This window comes from Bradyrhizobium sp. USDA 3311 (assembly GCF_054062495.1).
Genome location: NZ_JBSSFI010000001.1, coordinates 8,194,780 through 8,215,452, shown reverse-complemented (window position 1 = coordinate 8,215,452; position 20,673 = coordinate 8,194,780). Strand labels below are relative to the sequence as shown.

The window sequence follows — 20,673 nt, the reverse complement described above, 5'->3', positions numbered from 1 at the left end:
TACGACGGGAGACTGCGATGCGCTTGCTGTTCTCGATCGGGGCTGTGCTGGTGGCCGGCGTGCTTGCCGGGGGCGACGTCGCGGGCATCGCGGCACCAGGGCCGAAGTTTGAGCCGCCCAGGACTCAGCGGCTGGCGGCCGACAAGGATGCGCAGACGGTCGATGTCGAGCTGATCCTCGCGGTCGATGTCTCCTACTCCATGGACATGGACGAGCTGGCGATCCAGCGCGAGGGCTACGCGCAGGCGATCCAGTCGAAAGAGTTTCTCCAGGCGCTGAAGATGGGCCCGAACGGCCGGATTGCGGTGACCTATTTCGAGTGGGCCGCCTCCACCGACCAGAAGATCATCATTCCCTGGCGGCTGATCGACGGACCTGAGACCGCGGACGCGGTCGCCACCGAAATCATGAAGACGCCGATCCGGCGCGCCTCGCGCACCTCGATCTCCGGCGCGATCACGTTCGCGATGCCGCTGTTCGACGAGGATCCCTATCGGGGCTTGCGTCGCGTCATCGACATCTCCGGCGACGGCCCCAACAACAATGGCGGCCCGGTCACGGTGGCGCGCGACGCCGCGCTCGAGAAAGGCATCGTCATCAACGGCCTGCCGATCATGGTCAAGGAGCCGTCCTATTCGACCATGGATATCGACAATCTCGACTACTACTACGAGGATTGCGTCATCGGCGGTCCCGGCTCCTTCGTCATCACGATCAAGGACCGCGAGAAATTCAAGGAAGCGATCCGCACCAAGCTCCTGATGGAGGTCGCAGGCCGCGTGCCCGATCGTCCCGTGATGCGGGTCGCCGACAAGGAGCCGCGCGTCAGCTGCCTGATCGGCGAGAAGATCTGGTCGGACCGCTGGGGACGCTAAGCGGCCCCCGGCTGAGACCTTTTGCCGTCTCGGCCGGCGGTTGAACTTAACGGCTCATTAACCTGCGCGTGGCCCTAATCGGATGGTTTCCGTTCGTTTCCGGTCAGCGTCTTGGCATGGCTGGAGCGAACGAAAGCGGATTCGCCAGACCTGTCCGCCGAGCAATCCAATGGCCATCGTCACATCGAGCACCAGCCAGATTTCGCCCGCGAACGAGCGGATCTTTCACCAGAGCGCTCTGGTCGGTGACTGGAAGGGCAATTGGGTGGGCAACAACCAGCCGGTCGGCTTCAAGGTCGTGAACATCCGCGGTGCGCGGGCGCAGGTCGAATACACCCATAACGGGCACACCGAGCGCGGCTTTGGCGAGGTCCAGGGCTCGCTTATCACCTTCGGCGGGGTCACGGTCGGCACCAAGGACGGCAAGAACATGGTGCTGCTGTTCTCTGCGGGCGGCGCCGGCAAGCAGACCGCCAATCTCGAGAAGCAGGCGCCGCCGGCCTCCGACAGCCGTCTCATGGGAAGCTGGGGCGGCTATTCCAGCGACAACGGCAAGAGCGCGAGCTTCAAGGTGCTCGCCGTCAACGGCAACGAAGCGCAGGTCAGCGTCACCACCGACGGCATCACCCGGCAGGGCACCGGCATCGTCTACAAGAACGTCATCATGTTCGGGCAGGCGCAGATTGCGACCGATGACGGGAAGAACGGCAAGGTCATCTACCAGGTCGGCACCAAGTCCTTCATGGTGCCGGTGACGAAATATCCACCGGCCGATTCATCGTCTTCGGTCGACAAGACCGCCTGAACGCTTCGCGTTCCCGACGCGCGCGGCGGCCGGCCGTCCTCACCATTTCGGTGCCCGTTTCTCTACGAACGCCCTCAGGCCCTCCTGCGCCTCGTCCGACGTCGCGACGTTGCAGAAGTCGTCCACGGCGCTGGCAATGCTGCGCCGATAGTCGAGGTCGATCTGGCGCATGAAGGCGGCCCGGCCCATCCGCAGTACCGCGGCTGATTTCGCGGCGAACTGCGCCGCGAGCCTCACGACTTCGGCCTCGAGCTCCGTATCTCCGACGACGCGGTTCACCACGCCGAGCTCGCGTGCCTCGGCGGCGCTGAAGACGCGGCCGGTGAACAGCAGCTCGAAAGCGCGGTGGCGCCCGATGATGCGCGGCAGATGCGCGTAGTGGATCGCGGGAATGACGCCGACGTCGATCTCGGGATAGCCGAACGTCGCGCTCTCGGATGCCAGCACCACGTCGCAGGACACCGCCATGGTCATGCCGCCGCCGCGGGCCGCGCCGCCGACCGCGGCGATCGACGGCTTTCCGAGCCCGTACTGGGCGTCGTAAAGGTCGATATAGAGCGCCTGGAGGAATTCGCGGATCTGGGCGCCGGATTTGCCAAGCAGGATGTCGAGGTCGAGGCCTGCCGAAAAGCGCCTGGCGATCGCGCTCGCCAGCACGACCACGCGCGCATCCGGATCGTCGGCGGCGCGGCGCAGTGCCGCGACCACCGCCCGGATGACCTCGAGGCTCAGCGCATTGACCGGTGGCCGGTTGAGCGTGATGCGGACGATGTTGCCCACGCATTCGTAGGCGACGGGGCTGTCAGATGTCACCGGGGTCTCCAGGCTTCTTGGGATCGTGCGGTATCAACCGCGGTTGCTGCGTGGCTATTTCGCAGCCAGCGGCGGCAGCGGGAGCACGCTGTCGTTCGGCGCTTCCGCCTGCATCGTGATCAGCGTCATCGAGACCAGGTCGTAATAGCCGATCAGGCCGATAACATCCATGATGCCGCGCTCGCCGAATTTTTGCTGGGCCGCGCGGTAGACATCGTCGGACACCTTCTTGTCGCGATAGAGCGCCATCGCGAGGTCGTAGAGCGCGGCCTCGTCGTCCTTCATCGCCTTCGGCCGCACGCCGTTGGCGACGTCCTTGGCGACATCAGGATCGAGCCCGGCCTTCATCGCGAGCGGATAATGCGCGAACCATTCATACTGCGCCGTCCATTGCCGCGCGGTGATCAGGATCGCGAATTCGCTGAGGCGCGCCGGCAGCGACGAATTCCAGCGCAGATAGTCCGACATCGCAGAGAGTTTTGGCGCCAGCTCCGGGTTATGGATATAGGCGCGGTAGGGCGGGTTGGTGAATTTCGCGTTGCGCGGGGGCACCGCGATCGCGTCCGCCCATTCTTTCTGCGACGACGAAAGTTCGTCGGGTTGCAGCGGCACGAAGCGGGTCGGCTCGGCCGCGCGGCCGGCTTCCGAGGTCGCGATGGTGAACAGCACAGCCAGCGCCAGACCCAGATATCGCATCGTCATCCTCCCATTGCGGCGGACTCGCGCCGCCTGCTCGACGCCAACTTACGTTGCGGCGCGAGTGAGGCAAGGATGTCGGCACCGGGCGAGGCTGCGGTACGGGCATGGCCGCATGCCGCCTCCGTGCGCCCGGCGCGATCGAGATCAGATCCGCGCCTCCAGGATCAGGTTGAAGGGCGTCTCGGCGGCGCGACGGAAGCGCGTCAGGCCGCCTTCGCGGGCGACCTTGCGCAGCCTTGCTTCGCCCGCTTGTGCGCCCAGCGCTAGGCCGACCTCCTGGTCGAGCGAGGCCGGTGTGCAGATCATGGTCGACGCCGCATAGTAGACGCGACCGACCGGATTGAGATTGTCTTCGAGGCGGTCGCCCGCGAACGGCTCGACCAGCATGCAGGTGCCGTCCTTGTCCATGGCTTCGCGTACGTGGCTGATGGCGCCGACGGGATCGCCCATGTCGTGCAGGCAATCGAAGAAGCAGACGAGATCATAGCCTTCGGCCGGATAGGTCTTGGCCGAGTGAACAGCGAAGCTGACCCGGTCGCCCAGCTTGGCCTCATTGGCCGCCTTTCGCGCGGCCTCGATCGAGCCCTCGTGATAGTCGAAGCCGTAGAACCGGGAGTTCGGGAAGGCGTTCGCCATCAGCCGCGTCGAAACGCCATGCCCGCAACCGACGTCGGCGACCTTGGCGCCGCGCTTGAGCTTGTCCACCACGCCGTCGAGCGCGGGCAGCCACTCCTGCACTAGATGATGCATGTAGCCGGTGCGGAAGAAGCGGGCGGTGCCGCAGAACAGGCACTCGCTCCGCCGGTTCCAGCCGACTCCCTTGCCGGACTTGAATGCATCCGTAATTTTCGGCTCGTCGAGGAACGCCGCGGCAATGACATTGCCGACTGCGCCGAGGAACACCGGGCTGTCCTCGTCGGCAAGCGCCATCGCCTGCTCCGGCAACATCGCGAATTTTCCTGAAGCGGTATCATATTCGACGTAACCAGAAGCCGCCTGGCTCGACAGCCACTCGCGGACGTAGCGTTCGTTCGTTCCGGTGGCGCTTGCGAGTTCGGCAGAGTTCATGGGCCCCTTGGCGGCGAGGGCGCGGTAGAGGCCGAGCTTGTCGCCCAGCAGGACCAGCGATGCGTTCATCGCGGCCCCGACCTCGGTGATCATCTTGCCCATAAAGGCATTCAACCTGTCGGAATTGACCTCCATGACGACCTCCATGCTATGTCGGGCATTTTCAAAGGTCAGCGCAAACTGCGCATTGCTGGATCGCACGAGGCTCTGGCGATCGCGATGACGGCTCGAGCTTGCGCGTCCTCTATGTGGGTCAATCCGGCGGATGGGAGGTTCAATTTGTCAGGAATACGTGACCCTGGAACCGGGGCCGCGGGGACCGCCATTGCTTCGCTGGCCATCGCGATATACCGAGGGTATAATTTGTGAGCATTTTGACGGTAGCCGGAATGTCCAGCCTTGCAGGTTCTTGCGGTCTCGCAGCTCTCTTCGCCGTGCTTTGCCTCGGCGGAGCGCCCGCTCATGCGCAAGTTGCACCCTTGAGGTATTGGATACCGGGCGGACCTTTCGGCTTTGGCGGCAGCGATGGCCAGAGCTCCGAAAGTTACGGCAATTTTCCAGGCTTCAATGCCAGCGACGCAGGCGGGCGCGCCAACTTTGCGAACGGCTTCTTCGTCGGTAGCCAGCGTGGCAACCTCAATTGGAGCGGTCTCGGCCAGGCTGGACAGGCCGGCAATTTCAACGCGCTCTCCTATGACAGCACGCAGTTCGGCTACAACATCAAGACGGCGGGCGGCATGCCCGTCACGTTCTTTGCCGGCTTCGACACGCTGAAATACGGCAACGGCATTGGCAGTTCGCTTGCGCCGCTCACCTCCGGCGCCGGGCCCGGCTATGGCGCGTTCGCGGGTGTCGAGTTCAAGCCGACCTCCAACCTCAGCCTGTCGTTCGGAGCCGGGTTCACCCAGCAGGACTCGGGCCGCATGGACAGCGATATCAGATCGAACATGCTGCCCGGCGAGTCACCGGCGCTCGGCGGCCTTCGACGCTAGGAGACTATTGCGTCGGCCGCATCACCAGTTCCGGGGCGCGGCGGAGCGATTTCGGCAGATCCGGCCCGGCTCCGAAGCGCATCACGATATCGGGACGCCGCTCGCCGAGTCCGAGCGTCGCTGCGAACTGCGGCCTTAGTGTCGCCACCTCGACCGGCTGGTTGATGAAGGAATATTTGAGCCCGAGCGCGGTCGCCTGCAGGCCGAACCGCTGGCAGGCACGGCCGACCGCAATCCAGTGCGACGTGTCGCTACGATCGGCGGCAAGCACGACGACACCCGCGGAGCTGTCGAGCTCGGCGCGGTATTTCCCGCTCTCGCCGCTTTCGGTGAAGAAGAACCTGAGCAGCGGTCGCGCGATCCATGCCGGCAGGGACGGGCTTCCCGAGGCCCGCGAGAACAACCCGTCCATGGTCGCGACCGCATCGGCCTCGTTGAAGCGCATCCAGCTCACGAGCTCGCGCATGAAGGCCTTGTCGCGCATTTGCGCGGCATTGCCTTCGAGCACGTAGTCGGTGATCTTTGCGATGGCGGCGCGTTCGGTCATCAGGATTGCCGAGACGTTCGGCTCCCGGCAGGCGTTCTCGAGCTGGCGCAGAATGTCGGGCGCCACCGGCTTGCCGTCGAAGGCTGCACGGGTGCATTGCCTGAGGGGAATCGCGTTGACGAGCGACGACGCTTCGGGGCGCGCCTGCTCCAGCGCGATCCGGACCTTGTCACCGTCGATAATCGGGTTCGCGCGCCAGCCGAGCGCTGATGCCGCGAGAACGAGGTTCTCGGCGGCGCCGCCGAGGCTGACGAAAAGGTGGTGATCGTCCGGATCGACCACCGGACAGCGGCGCGCGAAATCGGGCGCAATCACGATTTCATTGCCGCGGGCGGAGAAGATCCAGGGCTGGGTGTTGTGGCTGTTGGCGGCGAGCGTGGCAAAGCGCACGAGCTCGCGGTCCCGCGGCACCGATTGCAGCGGCGCTCGCGACGCCCGCACCGTTTCCTCATAGGTCGTCGTCGCCGCAGCCGAGGGGCGGGCGCTGATTGCCGCCGCGGAAAGTCCGAGCGCGGTGGTCATGAGTTGTCGCCGGTCGATCGCCATCATCCGCTCCACGGCCCTTTCGCCACGACGCTTCTAGCGTCCCCGGAAGCTCGGGCGGTTGACCGTTATCAAGGTTCGGATCGGCCGCGGATCAATCTGGTGAGGCGCCCGCGGCGGGCCGTCCCACGAGGCTTGCAGCTACCGCGCAAAACGCGCCACCAGCTCGACATGCGGCGTGTGGCGGAATTGGTCAACTGGCACGACGGTCTCGATCCTGTAGCCGCCGTCGATCAGCAGCCGTGCGTCGCGGGCGAAGGTTGCAACGTTGCAGGACACCGCGACGATGACGGGCACCTTGCTTGCGGCGAGCTTCAGTGCCTGCGCCTGTGCGCCCTGGCGCGGGGGATCGAACACGACGGCGTCGAAGTCGCGCAGCTCCTGCGGCACCAGGGGGCGGCGGAACAGGTCGCGCGGCTCGCACCTGATCGGCTTCAGGCCGGGTGTGCGCGCGGCCTTTGCCAGCGCGGCAACTGCGCCGGCATCGCTATCGTAAGCGGTGACGCGCGCCTTCTCGGCGAGCCGCAGCGCGAACGGCCCGACACCGCAGAAGAGGTCGAGAACCTCCTTGGCCTTGCCGACGCGCTCGGCCACGAGAGACGCGAGCGTCTCTTCGCCCGCGACGGTTGCCTGCAAGAACGAGCCCGGCGGCAGCGTCACTTCAGTGCGGCCCATCTTCACCGTCGGCGGCAGGCGTTGCAGCACCAGCTCGCCATGCCGCGTCAGCCGCGCGAGGCGATGCTGCTCGGCGACGCGCGACAGCGCCGTGACCAGCGGCGTCGGCAGCGGGCCGGAGCCGCGCACGTCGACATCGAGGCCGTTCGCGGTCGCCGTGACCTGGATGTCGAGCGGCTTCGAGACCGGCATTTTGGACGTCAGCGGCTCGGCCAGCGCCCAGGCCGCATCGAGCGCGCCGTCGAGTGCTGGATCGAGAATCGGGCAGCGATGAATCGGGATGACGTCGTGCGAGCTCGCAGCCGAGAAGCCGACCTTGAGGATGTCATGCGTGCCGAACCGGCCGTGCAGCGTGACGCGCCTGCGCCCTACGCCATGGGCATCGACCAGCGGCGCGACCTCGCAATCGATGCCGGCCTGCGCCAGCGTCTCGACCACGATGCCGCGCTTCCAGGCATGATACGGCTCGGCCGCCCAGTGCTGGATCGCGCAGCCGCCGCAGACGCCGAAATGCGGGCAGAACGGCGCGACGCGCTCGGGGCTTGCGACGTCGACCGCCAGCAGCTTGCGGCGGTCGGGATGGCTGCCCGCGACGTGGTCAACCTCGACGGTCTCGCCGCCGAGCGCATACGGCACATAGATCGCTTCGCGGGCGTCGAGCGCGACGCCGTCACCGCGATGGCCGACGTGATCGATCCTCAGGCGCTCAACCACGGCGCGCGCCCAGGAAGAATTCGAGGTTGCCGTCGCCGCCGGTGATCGGCGAGGGGAACACCGCGATGTCGGTGCAGCCGAGCGAGGCGGCAAAGGCCGCGATGTCGTCGCAGATCTGCTGATGCACGGCGGCGTCGCGGATGATGCCCTTCTTGTTGTGCTTCCGCTCGGCCTCGAATTGCGGCTTGATCAGCGCCAGCAGGCTCATCGGCGCGGCCGCCAGCGACAGCGCCACGGGCAGCACGGCCTTCAGCGAGATGAAGCTGACGTCGATCACGACGACATCGGGCCGCGCCGGCAGGCGTCTGCCTTCATAGGCGCGGATGTCGGTCTCCTCCATCGACACGATTTTCGGATGATCGCGCAGCGAGGGATGCAACTGGCTGGTGCCGACATCGATGGCGAACACCAGGCTTGCGCCATTGGCCAGCAGCACCTCGGTGAAACCGCCGGTGGAGGCACCGACGTCGAGGCAGACATGGTCCTCGATCTCGATCGGGTAGCGTTCCAGCGCGCCGGCGAGCTTGACGCCGCCGCGCGACACGTAGGGGTGCGCGGGCTCGGCCTGGATCACCGCGTCCTCGGCGATGGTCTCCGACGGTTTCGTCACCTGCTTGTCGTCGGCCGTGACGAGGCCGGCCTCGATGGCCGCGCGCGCCCGTGCCCGGCTCTCGAACAGGCCGCGCTCGACCAGCAGAATATCGGCGCGTTTGCGGGAAGGGGACATCACGCTCTCATGAGACGATTCTTGGAACGATTCTTGGAACGATTGATGCGCTTATGGTGCAATCAATCGCGCGGCCGCCATCCGGACGCAAGCCTCGAACGCGGCGAGATCGTGCCAGACGTCGATCGGCATCGTGGCCGGCGTCACCAGCGGGCAGCCGTGCAGTTCCAGCGCATGGATCATCATGAGGTTGTCGACGAGGCCAAAATCCTCGACCGTCAGGCCCTGCGCATCGACCAGCCGCCCGTCCTCGGTCGTGACGTCCATGAAACGGCCGACGCGGTCGGCATAGGTGGCGCCATCGTTGGAATAGGCGAGACACAATTTACGGCGCCCGGCCATGTAGCCAAGCTCGTAGACGGTCCCGGGATCGGCGCCGGCACCGCGGAACGGCGTCAGGTTGGCGATGATGGCGTCGGCCGCATCCATCATCGCCTCGTTGCCGCAAAAGATCTGCCGCGAGGCGTCGGGGGCGGTGAGGTCGATCTCGTTGTCGAGAGGATAAAGGCCGGTGAGCCCGAAGCGCTCGCAGATCTCGGCCTTGCGCCGGCCGATCTCGACCGCATCCGGCAGGAACACGTCGGGGCCTGCCAGATAGATTTTCATGGGGGACTGCTCAGAAGAAATCAGGCGAGCTGCAAACCGCGGCGAAAACTGCGCTCCCTCCCCCGCCTGCGGGGGAGGGTTGGGGAGAGGGTGTCTCGACAATCGAGAGCCCCCTGGAGGAAAAAGCCCTCACCCGGATCGCTTTCGCGATCCGACCTCTCCCGCAAGCGGGAGAGGCGAAACCAATCAAGCCAGCTTGACCGTCTCGGTCTTCACGTCCTTGCCGAGCGCTTCGAACACCTTGGCGACGATGCCCTTGGCGTCGAGACCGGCACGGGCGTACATCGCGGCCGGCGTGTCGTGGTCCTGGAACACGTCGGGCAGCACCATCGTGCGGAACTTGACCATGCCGCTGTCGAGCGCGCCCTGGTCTGTCAGGAACTGCGCGACGTGCGAGCCGAAGCCGCCGACCGAGCCTTCCTCGATCGTGATCAGGATCTCGTGGTCGCGGGCGAGCTTGAGCACCAGCTCGGTGTCCAGCGGCTTCATGAAGCGCGCATCCGCAATGGTGGTCGAAAGGCCGTGCGCGGCGAGCTCGTCGGCTGCCTTCTCGCATTCGGCGAGGCGGGTGCCGAACGAGAGCAGGGCGATCTTGCTGCCCTGGCGGATCATGCGGCCCTTGCCGATCTCGAGCGGAATGCCGACCTCGGGCATCTCGATGCCGCGGCCTTCGCCGCGCGGATAGCGCAGCGAGCTCGGACGGTCGTCGATCGCGACCTGGGTTGCCACCATGTGCACGAGCTCGGCCTCGTCGGCCGCCGCCATGATCACCATGTTCGGCAGGCAGCCGAGATAGGCGTTGTCGAACGAGCCGGCATGCGTCGCGCCGTCGGCGCCGACGAGGCCGGCGCGGTCGATGGCGAAGCGGACGGGCAGGTTCTGGATCGCGACGTCATGCACGATCTGGTCGTAGCCGCGCTGCAGGAAGGTCGAGTAGATCGCGCAGAACGGCTTGTAGCCTTCGCTCGCCAGACCCGCGGCAAAGGTCACCGCGTGCTGCTCGGCGATGCCGACGTCGAAGGTGCGGTCCGGGAAGGCCTTGTTGAAGATGTCGACGCCGGTGCCGGACGGCATCGCCGCGGTGATGGCGACGATCTTCTCGTCCTTCTGCGCTTCCTTGACGAGGCTCTGGCCGAACACGTTCTGGTAGGCTGGCGCGTTCGGCTTGGCCTTGGCTTGCGTGCCGGTCGCGACGTCGAACTTGACGACGGCATGGTACTTGTCGGCGGAAGCTTCCGCCGGGCCGTAGCCCTTGCCCTTCTGCGTCACGACGTGGACCAGGATCGGGCCTTCCTCCATGTCGCGGACGTTCTTCAGCACGGGCAGGAGGTGGTCGAGGTTATGGCCGTCGATCGGGCCGACGTAGTAGAAGCCGAGCTCCTCGAACAGCGTGCCGCCGTCCATCATGAAGCCGCGCGAATATTCCTCGACGCGGTTGGCGCGGTTGGCGATGATCTTGGGCAGGCGCTTGTTGATCTGCTTGGCCGCCTCGCGCAGCGTGCGATAGGTCTTGCCGGAATACAGGCGCGACAGATAGGCGCTCATGGCGCCGACCGGCGGCGCGATCGACATGTCGTTGTCGTTGAGGATGACGATCAGGCGCGAGTTCATCGCCCCGGCATTGTTCATGGCCTCATAGGCCATGCCCGCCGACATCGCCCCGTCACCGATGACGGCGATAACGTTGTTCTTGCCGCCGGAGAGGTCGCGTGCCACGGCCATGCCGAGGCCGGCGGAGATCGAGGTCGAGGAATGTGCCGCGCCGAACGGATCGTAGTCGCTCTCGCTGCGCTTGGTGAAGCCGGACAGGCCGCCGCCGGTGCGCAGGGTGCGGATGCGGTCGCGCCGACCGGTGAGGATCTTGTGCGGATAGGCCTGGTGGCCGACGTCCCAGATCAGCCGGTCGCGCGGCGTGTCGAAGACGTAATGGATCGCGGTGGTGAGCTCGACCACGCCGAGACCCGCGCCGAAGTGACCGCCGGTTACCGAGACGGCATCGATGGTCTCCTGCCGCAGCTCGTCGGCGACCTGGCGAACCTGCTCGATCTTGAGCTTGCGCAGGTCGTCCGGCGTCCGGATGGTGTCGAGAAGCGGCGTCTTACTGTATGCGTTCACGGCGATTTCCAATTTGTCAGCGCCGGAAGGTCGTTCCGGTGCGCGATGGGTTTGCACAATATCGGCGCAGCGCGAGTCCTTAAACCGTCGGAGCCACCTGCATGGGGCAAGGCCCCGTCTTCAAGCTTAGGTGAGCTTAAGTGCGCTCCGGTTCAGTCTCTGTGATCCCTGTCACTTAGATCGGCTTCGTCCGTCCCAGCCAATTTCATTAGCAATTTGAAGCACTTGTCGTCGGTAATCGATGCCTACGCAAGGCTAACAAAAAGCCACACTCCGCGCAGCTTTACACCAAAGCTTGGGCCAAAGCCAACCCGCTGGGGCGATTACGGGCATACGCCTGCAACCCCCGGGCCAGAGTGGTTAACTGCGGCGCCCGCGGCGGGGTTCCTGCCTTGCCCGGCTCCCCGGCAGGATTTTCGGCGAGAGGAGGGCTATTTTCCGCTCGATTCGCGGGGCCGAATGGCCCCGGCGGGGGAACTCTTCGATCTCGGTGCCCGGCCGCCCGCCCCATGAGCACACACAGCTACGTGCGATCATGAAAAAATTGCAGGCGTCCGATGCCGAAAGAGGCTTGGTCGGGGTCCCTTACTGGACGTCGAGCGGTGCGGTGCCGGTGGCCTGGCCGCTCGCATCGGTGGTGATCTTGTCGACGCGGGCTTCGGCCTGGCGCAGCAGTTCCTCGCAACGGCGCTTCAGCGCTTCGCCGCGCTCGTAGATCGTCACGGATTCCTCGAGCGGCACCTTGCCGTCCTCGAGCCGCTTCACGATCGTCTCGAGTTCCTCGATCGCGCGCTCGAAGGTGAGCCTGGAGACGTCGACTTGGGTATTTTCGGCCATATCCGTTTCCGATTGCCCGATTCGCTTGCCTCGCAGTGAAGGCGGGTTTTGCGGGCTTAATGTGGCGGGCGTCGTCAGGCGCCCATCAGGGCGCCGACATGCGCCGTAACAGATTCTTTCAGTCCTTGCAGGTCATAGCCACCCTCGAGCACCGAAACAACGCGGCCCCCGGCGGTCCTGTCGGCAAGGTCCATCAGCTTGCGCGTCACCCAGGCATAATCCTCCGCGCGCAGATTCAGCGAGGCCAGCGGGTCGCGATAATGTGCATCGAAGCCCGCAGAGATGATGAGGAGCTCGGGGCTGAATTTTTCGAGCTGCGGCAGAATCAGGTTCTCGAAAGCGCTGCGGAATTCCGGGCCACCGTCCTCGGACGCCAGCGGCGCGTTGACGATGGTGTCGTGGTCGCCGCGTTCGCCCTTCGCGCCGGTGCCCGGAAACAGCGGCATCTGGTGCGTCGAGCAGTACATCACCGTGGGGTCCGACCAGAAGATGTCCTGCGTGCCGTTGCCGTGATGCACGTCGAAATCGACGATGGCCGCGCGCGTGATGCCGTATTTGCGCTGCGCGTGACGCGCGGCGATCGCAACATTGTCGAAGAAGCAGAAGCCCATCGGCTTGCCGATCTCGGCGTGATGGCCGGGCGGGCGCACCGCGACGAAGGCGTTGCGGTGCTCGCCCGCCATCACCGCTTCGGTCGCCGCGACCGCGCCGCCGACGCCGCGCATCACCGCTTCCCAGGTGCCCGGCGACATCGAGGTGTCGCCGTCGATATAGACGAGCCCGCTGGACGGCGCGATGTGGCGCAGCTCGGTGACGTAGTGCTCGTTGTGGCAGAGCGTGACGAGATCGAGATCGCCCTCCGGCGCCTGGTCGCGGACCAGGAACTGGAAGCGCTCGTGCGACAGCGCTTCCTCCACTGCGCGCAAGCGGTCCGGCCTTTCGGGATGTCCCGGCGGCGTGACGTGGTCGAGGCAGGCCTTGTGGGAGAGGAGAAGCGTGCTCATCAGGTCGGGCTCACTGGGAACGGGCTCTTGACGTCGCTTGGCGCATCCGGCGCCAAAACGCAATGCAAAACGCAATCTATGCGCTCCACCGGGAATGGCAAACGGTTGTCCCGTTCCGGCCCGTTTGATCCGGATCAATTCACGCGCAGGATGCGACTCAGCGGCAACGGGCCGATCGGCCCGTGCGCCTGGAAAAACGCGAACAACGCGTCGGCGTCGTAGCCGCCATATTGCGGCGCCGTGCCCTGTCTGGCGACCGTGAATCCGTCGCCGCCGACGGCGAGGTAATCGTTGAGGGTGACGCGGTAGCCGCTTCCGGGCTCCATCGGCCTGCCGTTGAGCGTCATCCTCTCGGCCATCACGCGTTCGCCGAACGGCTTCGACGCATCCCAGGCGTAGCTGAACCCGTTCGACACCTGGAGAACTCGCGGCCGCTTCGGATCGAGCCATTGCTGCTCCAGCATCTCCTTGAGCTGGCTGCCTGTCAGCGTCATGGTGACGAGGCGGTTGCGGAACGGCTGGCTCGCGAACAGCTCGCCGAAGGACACCGCGCCGTTCTCCTTCGGAACGATATCGGTGCGGATGCCGCCGGGATTGGTGAGCGCGATGACAGCGCTGCCATTCATGGCCTCCTTGGTCGCGGCGAGCTGCGCGTCCGCGATGACGTCGCCGAGCGGGCTTTCACCGGCTTCGTTCGGAATGCGCGACAGCGTCTGCGTCACCGATCCGGCCGGGCGATTGGCGATCGGCGCGGCGAGCTTGTCATAGGCCTCGATCAGCGCGGTCTGCTCCGCGTCCTTCGCCAGCGAGGCATTGGCGACGATGACGTTCTCGGCCTTGGCGGCGACGATGTCGCGCGTTGCCGGATCGAGCTTGAGATCGATCGCCGTGACCAGGGTGCCGTACTTGTCGCCGCTCGTCACCAGCCGTCCGTCGATATTGCAGACATAGGCGCGATGGGTGTGGCCGCTGACGACGACGTCGACGGCGCGATCGAATTTTTTCACGATCTCGACGATCGGCCCCGAAATGCCCGGGCATTCATTGTAGTCGCCGGCAGGCTCGCCGCCTTCGTGGATCAGCACGACGATCGCTTCCACCCCGCGCGCCTTCAGTTGCGGCACCAGCGCATTCACCGTTTCGGCCTCGTCACGGAATTCGAGGCCGGCAATGCCCGAGGGCGACACGATGCCGGCGGTGCCTTTCAAGGTCAGCCCGATGAAGGCGACGGGAATGCCGTCGAACTCACGGATCTCATACGGCGGCAGCACGCTTTGACCGGTCGCCGTCTCCACGGTGGAGGCGGCGAGATAGTGAAATTTGGCGCCCGTGAAGGGATGCGGTCCCTGGCAGCCGTCGACCGGATGGCAGCCGCCGTTCTGCATCCTGAGCAGCTCGACCTTGCCCTCGTCGAACTCGTGATTGCCGACCGAGGTGATCGCGAGCCCCATCATCGAGAGCGCTTCGACCGAAGGCTCGTCGTGGAACATCGCCGATAGGAACGGGCTCGCGCCGATCAGGTCGCCGGCGGCCACGAAGATCGTGTTCTTGTGCCCGTCGCGCAATTGCTTCACCAGCGTCGCCATGTACTCGGCGCCGCCGGCCGCCACCATGACCTTCTTGGCTCCGTCCTCGGGATCGTTGATGCGGATGCCGCCGGGCGGCGGCCGCAGATTGCCGTGGAAATCGTTGATCGCAAGGATGCGCAGCTCGACCGGCGCGGCGGTCTGGGCAGAGGCGGGCAGGGCGGCGAGCGCAAGGGCGAAAATGGTCAGGCGGAGAAGATGTCGCATGGAATAAGATTAGTCGTTGCGCGCGAAGATTTCACGAAGGTTCTCGTCGCGCCCCCGAATGACGACCGAGGATAATCGACCAGCGCTCGCCGTCACCGCTTTTTCCTGCTCGCAAACGCGTTGAACGCAGCGATGGCATCGTCCGACTTCAAGCGCTCGCCGAACAGATGGGCCTCCTGGTCGATGCGGCGGGTGAGTTGCTCCGGCGGGGCACGCAGCAGCTTGCGCGAGGTCGCGACCGCCTCGGCGGGCAGCCGGCAGATATCGCGCGCCACCTTGCGCGCCTCGACCTCGGTGTGCCCCGGCGAGACCACGGTGTTGACGAAGCCGGCGGCGTGCGCCTCCGCGGCGGTGAAGGTTCGTCCCATCACCAGCATCGCGAAGGCGCGCTGGTAACCCATCGTGTTCGGCATCAAGAGGCTGGCGGCGCCGACCGGCACCAGCCCGAGATGGATATAGGGCGCGGAGAAGGTCGCCGCGTTCGAAGCGAGCACGTAGTCGCAATGGAACAGCATCACGGTGCCCATGCCGATCGACGCGCCGTCCACGGCCGCGATGATCGGCTTGACGTTGAGGGCGAGCGAATAGAGAAACTTGGCGCCGTCCGAAAGCGTCTCCGGGCGTGCCGTGTCGGCCTTGAGAAAATCGTCGATGTCGTCGCCGGCCGTGAACACGCCGGAGCCGCCGGTGATGATCATGCAGCGGATATCGGGGTTGTTCTGCGCGGTGTCGATCGCGCGGCTCATCTCCCGATACATGTCCTGCGTGATCGCGTTCTTCTTGCCCGGGCGGCGCAGGGTGATCACGCGCGTTCCACGCTCTTCGGCGACGATGATATTGCCATTCGGCATGATGACCCCCTGCGGTCGCCGCGACGGCTTGCCGCCGGCGAGTCTCGCAGGCATCAGCCTACATCATCTTGCAGACGTGCCAATCCGCCCGCTCGGCCTTTTCGACGACGATTCCCTTGATCCCGGCGCATGGCGCCGCCCGTCGCGGCGGTATTCCGTCCAGGGAACCATGATCGGCTGGATCGCACCGGCGCATCGCTCATGGGATCATTGCGCATTGCAACAAATGGCTACAATGTTTCATTTGAAAAACCGGTGGTTGTGGTGCACGATCGTGCCGTTCCATTTGGCCGATTGCTCGATTGATGATTGCCGCGACGAGTGTCGACGAATCCTCGCTGCATTATCGCGGCTGGCGCGTTGTGCTGGCCTGTTTCCTGATGGCCTTCTTCATGTTCGGCTTCGGCCTCTACGGCCAGGGCGTCTATCTCGCCGAGCTTCAGCGCGCCCATGGCTGGCCGGGCACGCTGGTCTCCGCGGCCAGCACCTTCTCGTTTCTGCTGACCTCCGTCCTCGTCATCTTCACCGACGATCTGCTCGCCCGTATCGGGCTGCGTTCGCTGATCCTGTGCGGCCTCTCGGCGCTCGGCGCATCGACCGTTCTGCTGGCGCTGATGCAGACGCCCTGGCAGCTCTATCTTGCCTATGCGCTGATGGCGGTCGGCTGGACCGGCATGGGCACCGTGGTGATCGCGACGGTGCTGAACTCCTGGTTCGATCGGCGCCGCGGCCTCGCGCTCAGCCTCGCCTTCAACGGCGCGACCTGCGGCGGCATCGTCCTCGTTCCGCTGTTGCTGTCGCTGACCGCCAGCATCGGCTTCCGCTCGGCGATGCTGGCGGCCACGACGGTGATGGTGCTGCTGGTGCTGCCGGTGGTCGTCGGCTTCATCGGCTGGCCGGCCGGGCTGCCGCTGGCATCGGGCGAACGCCCCGCCGGTGGCGGCACGCCCGCGCCGGCCCATTCCCGCAAGGCGCTGCTCGCCAACGCGGCGTTCTGGACCATGGTGCTGCCGATCGCGATCGCGCTGCTGGCGCAGATGGGCTTCATCGTCCACCAGGTGACATTCCTCGAACCGCTGATCGGGCGCGCCAGCGCCGGCCTTGCCGTGACCATCATGGCCGCGATGGCGGTGGTCGGGCGCCTGTCGCTCGGCCTGTTCGTCGACCGGCTCGATCCGCGGCTCGCCTGCGCGGCGTCGATGACGAGCCAGGCGGCGGCGCTGTTCGTGCTCCTGCAGAGCACGAGCCCGACGGCGCTGCTGGTGTGCTGTGCCGTCTACGGCTTCTCGATCGGCAACATGATCACGTTCCCACCTTTGATCATCCAGCGCGAGATCGGCTCTGCCGCCTTTGCCGCCGCGATGGGCCTGGGCACGTCGATCAGCGGCGTCGTCAGCGCCTTCGGCCCGGGCATCGTCGGCCTGGTCCGCAGCCTGACCGGCAACTACACGACGGCGTTTGCGATGTGTGTGGCGCTGGATCTCATCGCCGCGAGCATCGTGCTGTGGCGACCGGGGAGGCGGGCGAAGCTCGCAGCTTCATAGCCTGGATGGAGCGAAGCTCCAGGATGACCGACTGTGGGCCAACTGCGTCCCCAACATTCGGTGTCATCGCCCGACTTGATCGGGCGATCCAGTACTCCGAGACATCCGTAGTTTACCGAGAGGCCGCGGCGTACTGGATTCCCCGCCTTCGCGGGGAATGACAGCGGGGAGGAGGGTAGACCTTACCCCAGCAACACCGCATCCGCCGCCGCGACCGACTCCGCGCTTTCCGTCACGGTGCGCTCCAGCCCCGCCGCCTGCACCGTGATGTTCTCGGCGAAGAAGCGGGCGAGCGAGACGTAGCGCTGTGCATCGGCAAGGCCGTCGCTCTTCGCGGCGAGCGCCTCGGACGCCCAGCATGCAGCCGCCGAGCGTGGCGCCGAACTGCTGCAGATACGGCGTTGCGCCGGCAAGCGCCTCGTTCGGCGCGGACGTGACGCGCTCCAGCAGCCACTTGCTGGTGCGCGTCAGCGCGTCCAGCGCTTCGCGCAGCTTTGCGCCCGTGGTGCCGAAAGCGGGGTCGTTGGAGGCTTCGACCTGCTTGACGACGGCCGAGAGCTCGTCGAGCAGCGCCCACACCGCGGCGCCGCCATTGGCCGCGAGCTTGCGCGTGACGAGGTCGATCGCCTGGATGCCGTTGGTGCCCTCGTAGATCGCGGTGATGCGGGCGTCGCGATAGTGCTGCGCGGCGCCGGTCTCCTCGATGAAGCCCATGCCGCCATGCACCTGCACGCCGAGATAGGCGACCTCGTTGCCGATATCGGTGGAATAGCCCTTGGCCATCGGCGTCAGCAGCGCGGCGCGCGCGGCCGCGTCAGCGCGGACCTTTGGATCCCTGGCGCGGGTCGAAACGTCGATTGCGACGGCGGTCGCGTAGCAGATGGTGCGCGCCGCCGCGGTCTGCGCCCGCATCCGCATCAGCATGCGCTTGACGTCGGGGTGAACGAAGATCGCGTCCGAACCGTCGCCCTTCTTGCCGACGGCGCGGCCCTGCTTGCGCTCCTGCGCATAGGACAATGCCTGCTGATAGGCGCGATCGGCAACGCCGACGCCTTCGAGGCCGACGCCGAGGCGGGCCTGGTTCATCATCGTGAACATGCAGCGCATGCCCTGGTTCTCTTCGCCGATCAAGAAACCAATGGCGCCGCCATGGTCGCCCATGGTCATGGTGCAGGTCGGCGAAGCATGCATGCCGAGCTTGTGCTCGACGCCGCTCGCAAAAATGTCGTTGCGTGCGCCGAGCGAGCCGTCGGCATTGACCATGAACTTGGGAACAAGAAAGAGAGAAATCCCCTTGGTGCCGGCGGGCGCATCCGGCAGACGCGCGAGCACGAAATGCACGATGTTGTCGGTCATGTCGTGCTCGCCATAGGTGATGAAGATCTTCGTCCCCTTGATGCGATAGGTGCCGTCGGCCTGCTTTTCGGCGCGGGTGCGCAGCGCGCCGACGTCGGAGCCGGCCTGCGGCTCGGTGAGCTGCATGGTGCCGGTCCATTCGCCCGAGACGAGCTTCTCGAGGTAGATCGCCTTCAGCTCGTCGCTGCCATGCGCATCCAGCGCCTCGATCGCCGAGGCCGTCAGCAGCGGGCACAGGCCGAAGGCGACGTTGGAGGCGCTCCAGATCTCGGTGCAGGCGGCGTTGATCGCAACGGGCAGGCCCTGGCCGCCGAACGCTTCAGGCCCGGACACCGCGTTCCAGCCGCCCTCGGTCCAGCGCTTATAGGCATCGGGCCAGCCCGGCGCAGTCGTGACTTTCCCGGCGTCGAGCTTGATGCCGTGCTCGTCGCCGACACGGTTGAGCGGCGCCAGCACGTCGGTGGCGAACTTGCCGGCTTCCTCCAGCACGGCGGCCACGATGTCGGCGTCGAAATCGCCATAATGGCCGGCTTCCACGGCGGCCTTCAGGCCGGCGCCATGATTGAGCGACAGCAGCATGTCAGAGATTGGCGCGCGGTAGGTCATGGCTCACTCCCGTGGACAGATGTTGGCGCCGTCTTCCCATGAAACGCCGGAGGTCTCAACTGCCCGGCCGCCGGACGGCTCCGGCCCGGAACGGGCCTTCGTCCCGGGCGTATAATAGAGTGTGGCGCGGCCGGTCCCGGAAGCTGTGGTATTTTGCGCCTCCAGGCGGTTGAAATGCCGCGCCGCACCCTATAGACCGGCTGCGACCGAAGGGAATCTGCGGTAGCCAGTTCTTCCGCCGACCCCGGGTCGCCTGTTGGGGCGTAGCCAAGCGGTAAGGCAGCGGATTTTGATTCCGCCATTCGGAGGTTCGATCCCTCCCGCCCCAGCCAGCGCTTCCGACCAGCCTGAAATCGCGCACGAGGCCGGCCTGGCCGGGGAACTGCTGCACGGCTCTGCGACACATTGCTGCTGCACGGGGTGTCGTTCGAGATGGCTTTCCACACCTTTCGCCGGGACGCGGTGTATGTCTAAGGGGAAAATCGCGATCCGAAGGTTGCAGACAGAGCGACGCAATTCGTGGCACGATATGTTGCAGCATCTGGCGGGCCTTGCGGGTAAGCAAGGTTTGCGTCGAACTCGGAGCGGTTGATGAGGTTTCGGTCCGTTCTGAAGGCCGCACTCGGGCTCGCCCTGGTCTGTCCGGCGGCAAGCGCGTTGGCCGCTGAGGCCGACGACGACAGCGACGGCGACAAAAAGCCGGCCGTGCCGACGATGTACCTCGATCTCAGAACCTATTACGCGCAAATCCCACAGGGATCCTTGGCGTTTGGCTTTGGTCATCTCTCCTTCTTCAATGCGGTGCCAACGCTCGCCGGATCGAACGGCGCTGCATTGTCGACCGGATTGCCGGCAGCAAAATCACTCAACGTCGATCTTCCGTTTACGATCGATGTCACCGATCGCGTCTCGCTCTACGCCGGCGTGTCCGGCAGTTCCACGCAGTTTGCGGGCAGCGGATGGTCTTCGTTTGACATCACCAGTTGGAATATCGGTTTCCAGGCCGACATCTACCAGCAGAATGGCGGGAATTTCCCGACCGTGACGCTGCAATCCACGATCACCCAATCCGTTCCAAACGGCCCACTGACCGCAACGTCTTTCAACAACATTCTCGAGTTCGATTATGCTCTGGACAAGGACGAGACTCGCGGCTTTCTCGTAGGCATCCAGCACACACGCGTTGATGTGGGCAGCGCAGCGGTGAGAGTTAATCCAAATACGATCGGTTATGTCGGCGGCTATTATCAATGGCCGAATAACTGGAAGTTTACGGGGCGCGTCGGGGTACAGTCGTTCGAAGGCGCCCAGCTTCTGAACCTCGCGCCGATCCAGTCGTTCACCCAGCCCATCGTGCGACTCGATCTGGACCGCATGGACGACAATGACAACCGACTGTTTGGCTTGACCGCCGAGATCATGTGGCTGCCGAAACCGGCGTACCAGCTCACGCTCAGGACGCCACTATACGCGGTGCGCAACTAGCCGAGCGGCAGAGTCTCG

The 20,673-nt window shown here is 65.5% G+C and carries 18 protein-coding genes, 1 tRNA gene and 1 pseudogene; 7 read left to right on the top strand and 13 right to left on the bottom strand.

Annotated elements, in window-relative coordinates; genetic code table 11:
• The first annotated feature begins 17 nt into the window (after positions 1-17).
• Both ACVWW6_RS39065 and ACVWW6_RS39060 read left to right on the top strand, forming a co-directional pair.
• Entirely contained in the window at positions 18-875 is an 858-nt protein-coding gene (locus ACVWW6_RS39065; protein WP_271558179.1) for a DUF1194 domain-containing protein, read from the top strand.
• Between the two features lie 169 nt (positions 876-1,044).
• The gene (locus ACVWW6_RS39060; RefSeq protein ID WP_028175344.1) at positions 1,045-1,680 is read left to right on the top strand and encodes a hypothetical protein; all 636 of its coding nucleotides are present in this window, start codon (positions 1,045-1,047) and stop codon (positions 1,678-1,680) included.
• Positions 1,681-1,719: 39 nt separating this feature from the next.
• On the opposite strand, the gene ACVWW6_RS39055 is transcribed toward ACVWW6_RS39060, so the two are convergent.
• The 3 genes from ACVWW6_RS39055 to ACVWW6_RS39045 all read right to left on the bottom strand — a co-directional run bounded on the left by ACVWW6_RS39055 (position 1,720) and on the right by ACVWW6_RS39045 (position 4,395).
• Positions 1,720-2,493, bottom strand: a complete 774-nt coding sequence (locus ACVWW6_RS39055; protein ID WP_271558184.1) for an enoyl-CoA hydratase/isomerase family protein — start codon at positions 2,491-2,493, stop codon at positions 1,720-1,722.
• Between the two features lie 54 nt (positions 2,494-2,547).
• Positions 2,548-3,189 carry a carboxymuconolactone decarboxylase family protein gene (locus tag ACVWW6_RS39050; protein WP_271558186.1) on the bottom strand — a complete coding sequence of 214 codons (642 nt, stop codon included), beginning with the start codon at positions 3,187-3,189 and terminating at the stop codon, positions 2,548-2,550.
• Between the two features lie 147 nt (positions 3,190-3,336).
• Positions 3,337-4,395, bottom strand: coding sequence for a class I SAM-dependent methyltransferase (locus ACVWW6_RS39045; protein ID WP_456682650.1), 1,059 nt, complete (start codon positions 4,393-4,395; stop codon positions 3,337-3,339).
• 254 nt (positions 4,396-4,649) lie between these two features.
• Between ACVWW6_RS39045 and ACVWW6_RS39040 the strand changes: the two genes are divergently transcribed.
• Entirely contained in the window at positions 4,650-5,252 is a 603-nt protein-coding gene (locus ACVWW6_RS39040) for a hypothetical protein (protein WP_456682649.1), read from the top strand.
• 4 nt (positions 5,253-5,256) lie between these two features.
• Here ACVWW6_RS39040 and ACVWW6_RS39035 read toward each other — a convergent pair whose 3' ends face one another.
• From ACVWW6_RS39035 to ACVWW6_RS38995, 9 genes are all read right to left on the bottom strand, one after another.
• A complete protein-coding gene (locus tag ACVWW6_RS39035) occupies positions 5,257-6,345 on the bottom strand; it encodes an Acg family FMN-binding oxidoreductase (RefSeq protein WP_456682648.1) in 1,089 nt (362 codons plus the stop codon).
• A 138-nt stretch (positions 6,346-6,483) separates the two neighbouring features.
• Positions 6,484-7,731 carry a class I SAM-dependent RNA methyltransferase gene (locus ACVWW6_RS39030; protein ID WP_456682647.1) on the bottom strand — a complete coding sequence of 416 codons (1,248 nt, stop codon included), beginning with the start codon at positions 7,729-7,731 and terminating at the stop codon, positions 6,484-6,486.
• The gene (locus ACVWW6_RS39025; RefSeq protein WP_456682646.1) at positions 7,724-8,458 is read right to left on the bottom strand and encodes a TlyA family RNA methyltransferase; all 735 of its coding nucleotides are present in this window, start codon (positions 8,456-8,458) and stop codon (positions 7,724-7,726) included. The genes ACVWW6_RS39030 and ACVWW6_RS39025 overlap by 8 nt, the downstream gene beginning before the upstream one ends.
• A 51-nt stretch (positions 8,459-8,509) precedes the next feature.
• Positions 8,510-9,064 carry a nucleoside 2-deoxyribosyltransferase gene (locus ACVWW6_RS39020; RefSeq protein WP_304551303.1) on the bottom strand — a complete coding sequence of 185 codons (555 nt, stop codon included), beginning with the start codon at positions 9,062-9,064 and terminating at the stop codon, positions 8,510-8,512.
• A gap of 186 nt (positions 9,065-9,250) precedes the next feature.
• The gene (gene dxs / locus ACVWW6_RS39015) at positions 9,251-11,179 is read right to left on the bottom strand and encodes a 1-deoxy-D-xylulose-5-phosphate synthase (protein ID WP_028175335.1); all 1,929 of its coding nucleotides are present in this window, start codon (positions 11,177-11,179) and stop codon (positions 9,251-9,253) included.
• Between the two features lie 585 nt (positions 11,180-11,764).
• A complete protein-coding gene (locus ACVWW6_RS39010) occupies positions 11,765-12,016 on the bottom strand; it encodes an exodeoxyribonuclease VII small subunit (RefSeq protein WP_008132970.1) in 252 nt (83 codons plus the stop codon).
• 74 nt (positions 12,017-12,090) lie between these two features.
• Positions 12,091-13,020 (bottom strand): histone deacetylase family protein, encoded by a 930-nt coding sequence (locus ACVWW6_RS39005; RefSeq protein ID WP_011085438.1) that lies wholly within the window; start codon positions 13,018-13,020, stop codon positions 12,091-12,093.
• A gap of 134 nt (positions 13,021-13,154) precedes the next feature.
• On the bottom strand, positions 13,155-14,813 hold the full coding sequence (locus ACVWW6_RS39000; RefSeq protein ID WP_456682645.1) for a bifunctional metallophosphatase/5'-nucleotidase: 1,659 nt from the start codon (positions 14,811-14,813) through the stop codon (positions 13,155-13,157).
• A 92-nt stretch (positions 14,814-14,905) separates the two neighbouring features.
• Positions 14,906-15,664 carry an enoyl-CoA hydratase-related protein gene (locus ACVWW6_RS38995; protein WP_011085440.1) on the bottom strand — a complete coding sequence of 253 codons (759 nt, stop codon included), beginning with the start codon at positions 15,662-15,664 and terminating at the stop codon, positions 14,906-14,908.
• A 129-nt stretch (positions 15,665-15,793) separates the two neighbouring features.
• Between ACVWW6_RS38995 and ACVWW6_RS38990 the strand changes: the two genes are divergently transcribed.
• Positions 15,794-15,970, top strand: coding sequence for a hypothetical protein (locus ACVWW6_RS38990; RefSeq protein ID WP_456682644.1), 177 nt, complete (start codon positions 15,794-15,796; stop codon positions 15,968-15,970).
• Positions 15,970-17,208, top strand: a complete 1,239-nt coding sequence (locus ACVWW6_RS38985) for an MFS transporter (RefSeq protein ID WP_011085441.1) — start codon at positions 15,970-15,972, stop codon at positions 17,206-17,208. The genes ACVWW6_RS38990 and ACVWW6_RS38985 overlap by 1 nt, the downstream gene beginning before the upstream one ends.
• A gap of 182 nt (positions 17,209-17,390) precedes the next feature.
• Here ACVWW6_RS38985 and ACVWW6_RS38980 read toward each other — a convergent pair.
• Positions 17,391-19,170 (bottom strand): annotated as a pseudogene (locus tag ACVWW6_RS38980) (acyl-CoA dehydrogenase).
• A 257-nt stretch (positions 19,171-19,427) separates the two neighbouring features.
• Here ACVWW6_RS38980 and ACVWW6_RS38975 point away from each other — a divergent pair.
• Together ACVWW6_RS38975 and ACVWW6_RS38970 are read left to right on the top strand one after the other, a co-directional pair.
• Positions 19,428-19,502 (top strand) — tRNA-Gln (locus ACVWW6_RS38975).
• 259 nt (positions 19,503-19,761) lie between these two features.
• Positions 19,762-20,655, top strand: coding sequence for a hypothetical protein (locus tag ACVWW6_RS38970; RefSeq protein WP_456682643.1), 894 nt, complete (start codon positions 19,762-19,764; stop codon positions 20,653-20,655).
• The last annotated feature ends 18 nt before the right edge of the window (positions 20,656-20,673 follow it).

What these genes read in the sequence shown, in the direction of transcription:
- ACVWW6_RS39000 (WP_456682645.1), bottom strand. Translation starts at nt 14,813, where the DNA reads ATGCGACATCTTCTCCGCCTGACCATTTTCGCCCTTGCGCTCGCCGCC.
- ACVWW6_RS39010 (WP_008132970.1), bottom strand. Translation starts at nt 12,016, where the DNA reads ATGGCCGAAAATACCCAAGTCGACGTCTCCAGGCTCACCTTCGAGCGC.
- ACVWW6_RS39045 (WP_456682650.1), bottom strand. Translation starts at nt 4,395, where the DNA reads ATGGAGGTCAATTCCGACAGGTTGAATGCCTTTATGGGCAAGATGATC.
- ACVWW6_RS39005 (WP_011085438.1), bottom strand. Translation starts at nt 13,020, where the DNA reads ATGAGCACGCTTCTCCTCTCCCACAAGGCCTGCCTCGACCACGTCACG.
- ACVWW6_RS39025 (WP_456682646.1), bottom strand. Translation starts at nt 8,458, where the DNA reads ATGTCCCCTTCCCGCAAACGCGCCGATATTCTGCTGGTCGAGCGCGGC.
- ACVWW6_RS38990 (WP_456682644.1), top strand. Translation starts at nt 15,794, where the DNA reads ATGGCGCCGCCCGTCGCGGCGGTATTCCGTCCAGGGAACCATGATCGG.
- ACVWW6_RS39040 (WP_456682649.1), top strand. Translation starts at nt 4,650, where the DNA reads ATGTCCAGCCTTGCAGGTTCTTGCGGTCTCGCAGCTCTCTTCGCCGTG.
- ACVWW6_RS38985 (WP_011085441.1), top strand. Translation starts at nt 15,970, where the DNA reads ATGATTGCCGCGACGAGTGTCGACGAATCCTCGCTGCATTATCGCGGC.
- ACVWW6_RS39035 (WP_456682648.1), bottom strand. Translation starts at nt 6,345, where the DNA reads ATGGCGATCGACCGGCGACAACTCATGACCACCGCGCTCGGACTTTCC.
- ACVWW6_RS39065 (WP_271558179.1), top strand. Translation starts at nt 18, where the DNA reads ATGCGCTTGCTGTTCTCGATCGGGGCTGTGCTGGTGGCCGGCGTGCTT.
- ACVWW6_RS39050 (WP_271558186.1), bottom strand. Translation starts at nt 3,189, where the DNA reads ATGCGATATCTGGGTCTGGCGCTGGCTGTGCTGTTCACCATCGCGACC.
- ACVWW6_RS38970 (WP_456682643.1), top strand. Translation starts at nt 19,762, where the DNA reads ATGAGGTTTCGGTCCGTTCTGAAGGCCGCACTCGGGCTCGCCCTGGTC.
- ACVWW6_RS39060 (WP_028175344.1), top strand. Translation starts at nt 1,045, where the DNA reads ATGGCCATCGTCACATCGAGCACCAGCCAGATTTCGCCCGCGAACGAG.
- ACVWW6_RS39020 (WP_304551303.1), bottom strand. Translation starts at nt 9,064, where the DNA reads ATGAAAATCTATCTGGCAGGCCCCGACGTGTTCCTGCCGGATGCGGTC.
- ACVWW6_RS38995 (WP_011085440.1), bottom strand. Translation starts at nt 15,664, where the DNA reads ATGCCGAATGGCAATATCATCGTCGCCGAAGAGCGTGGAACGCGCGTG.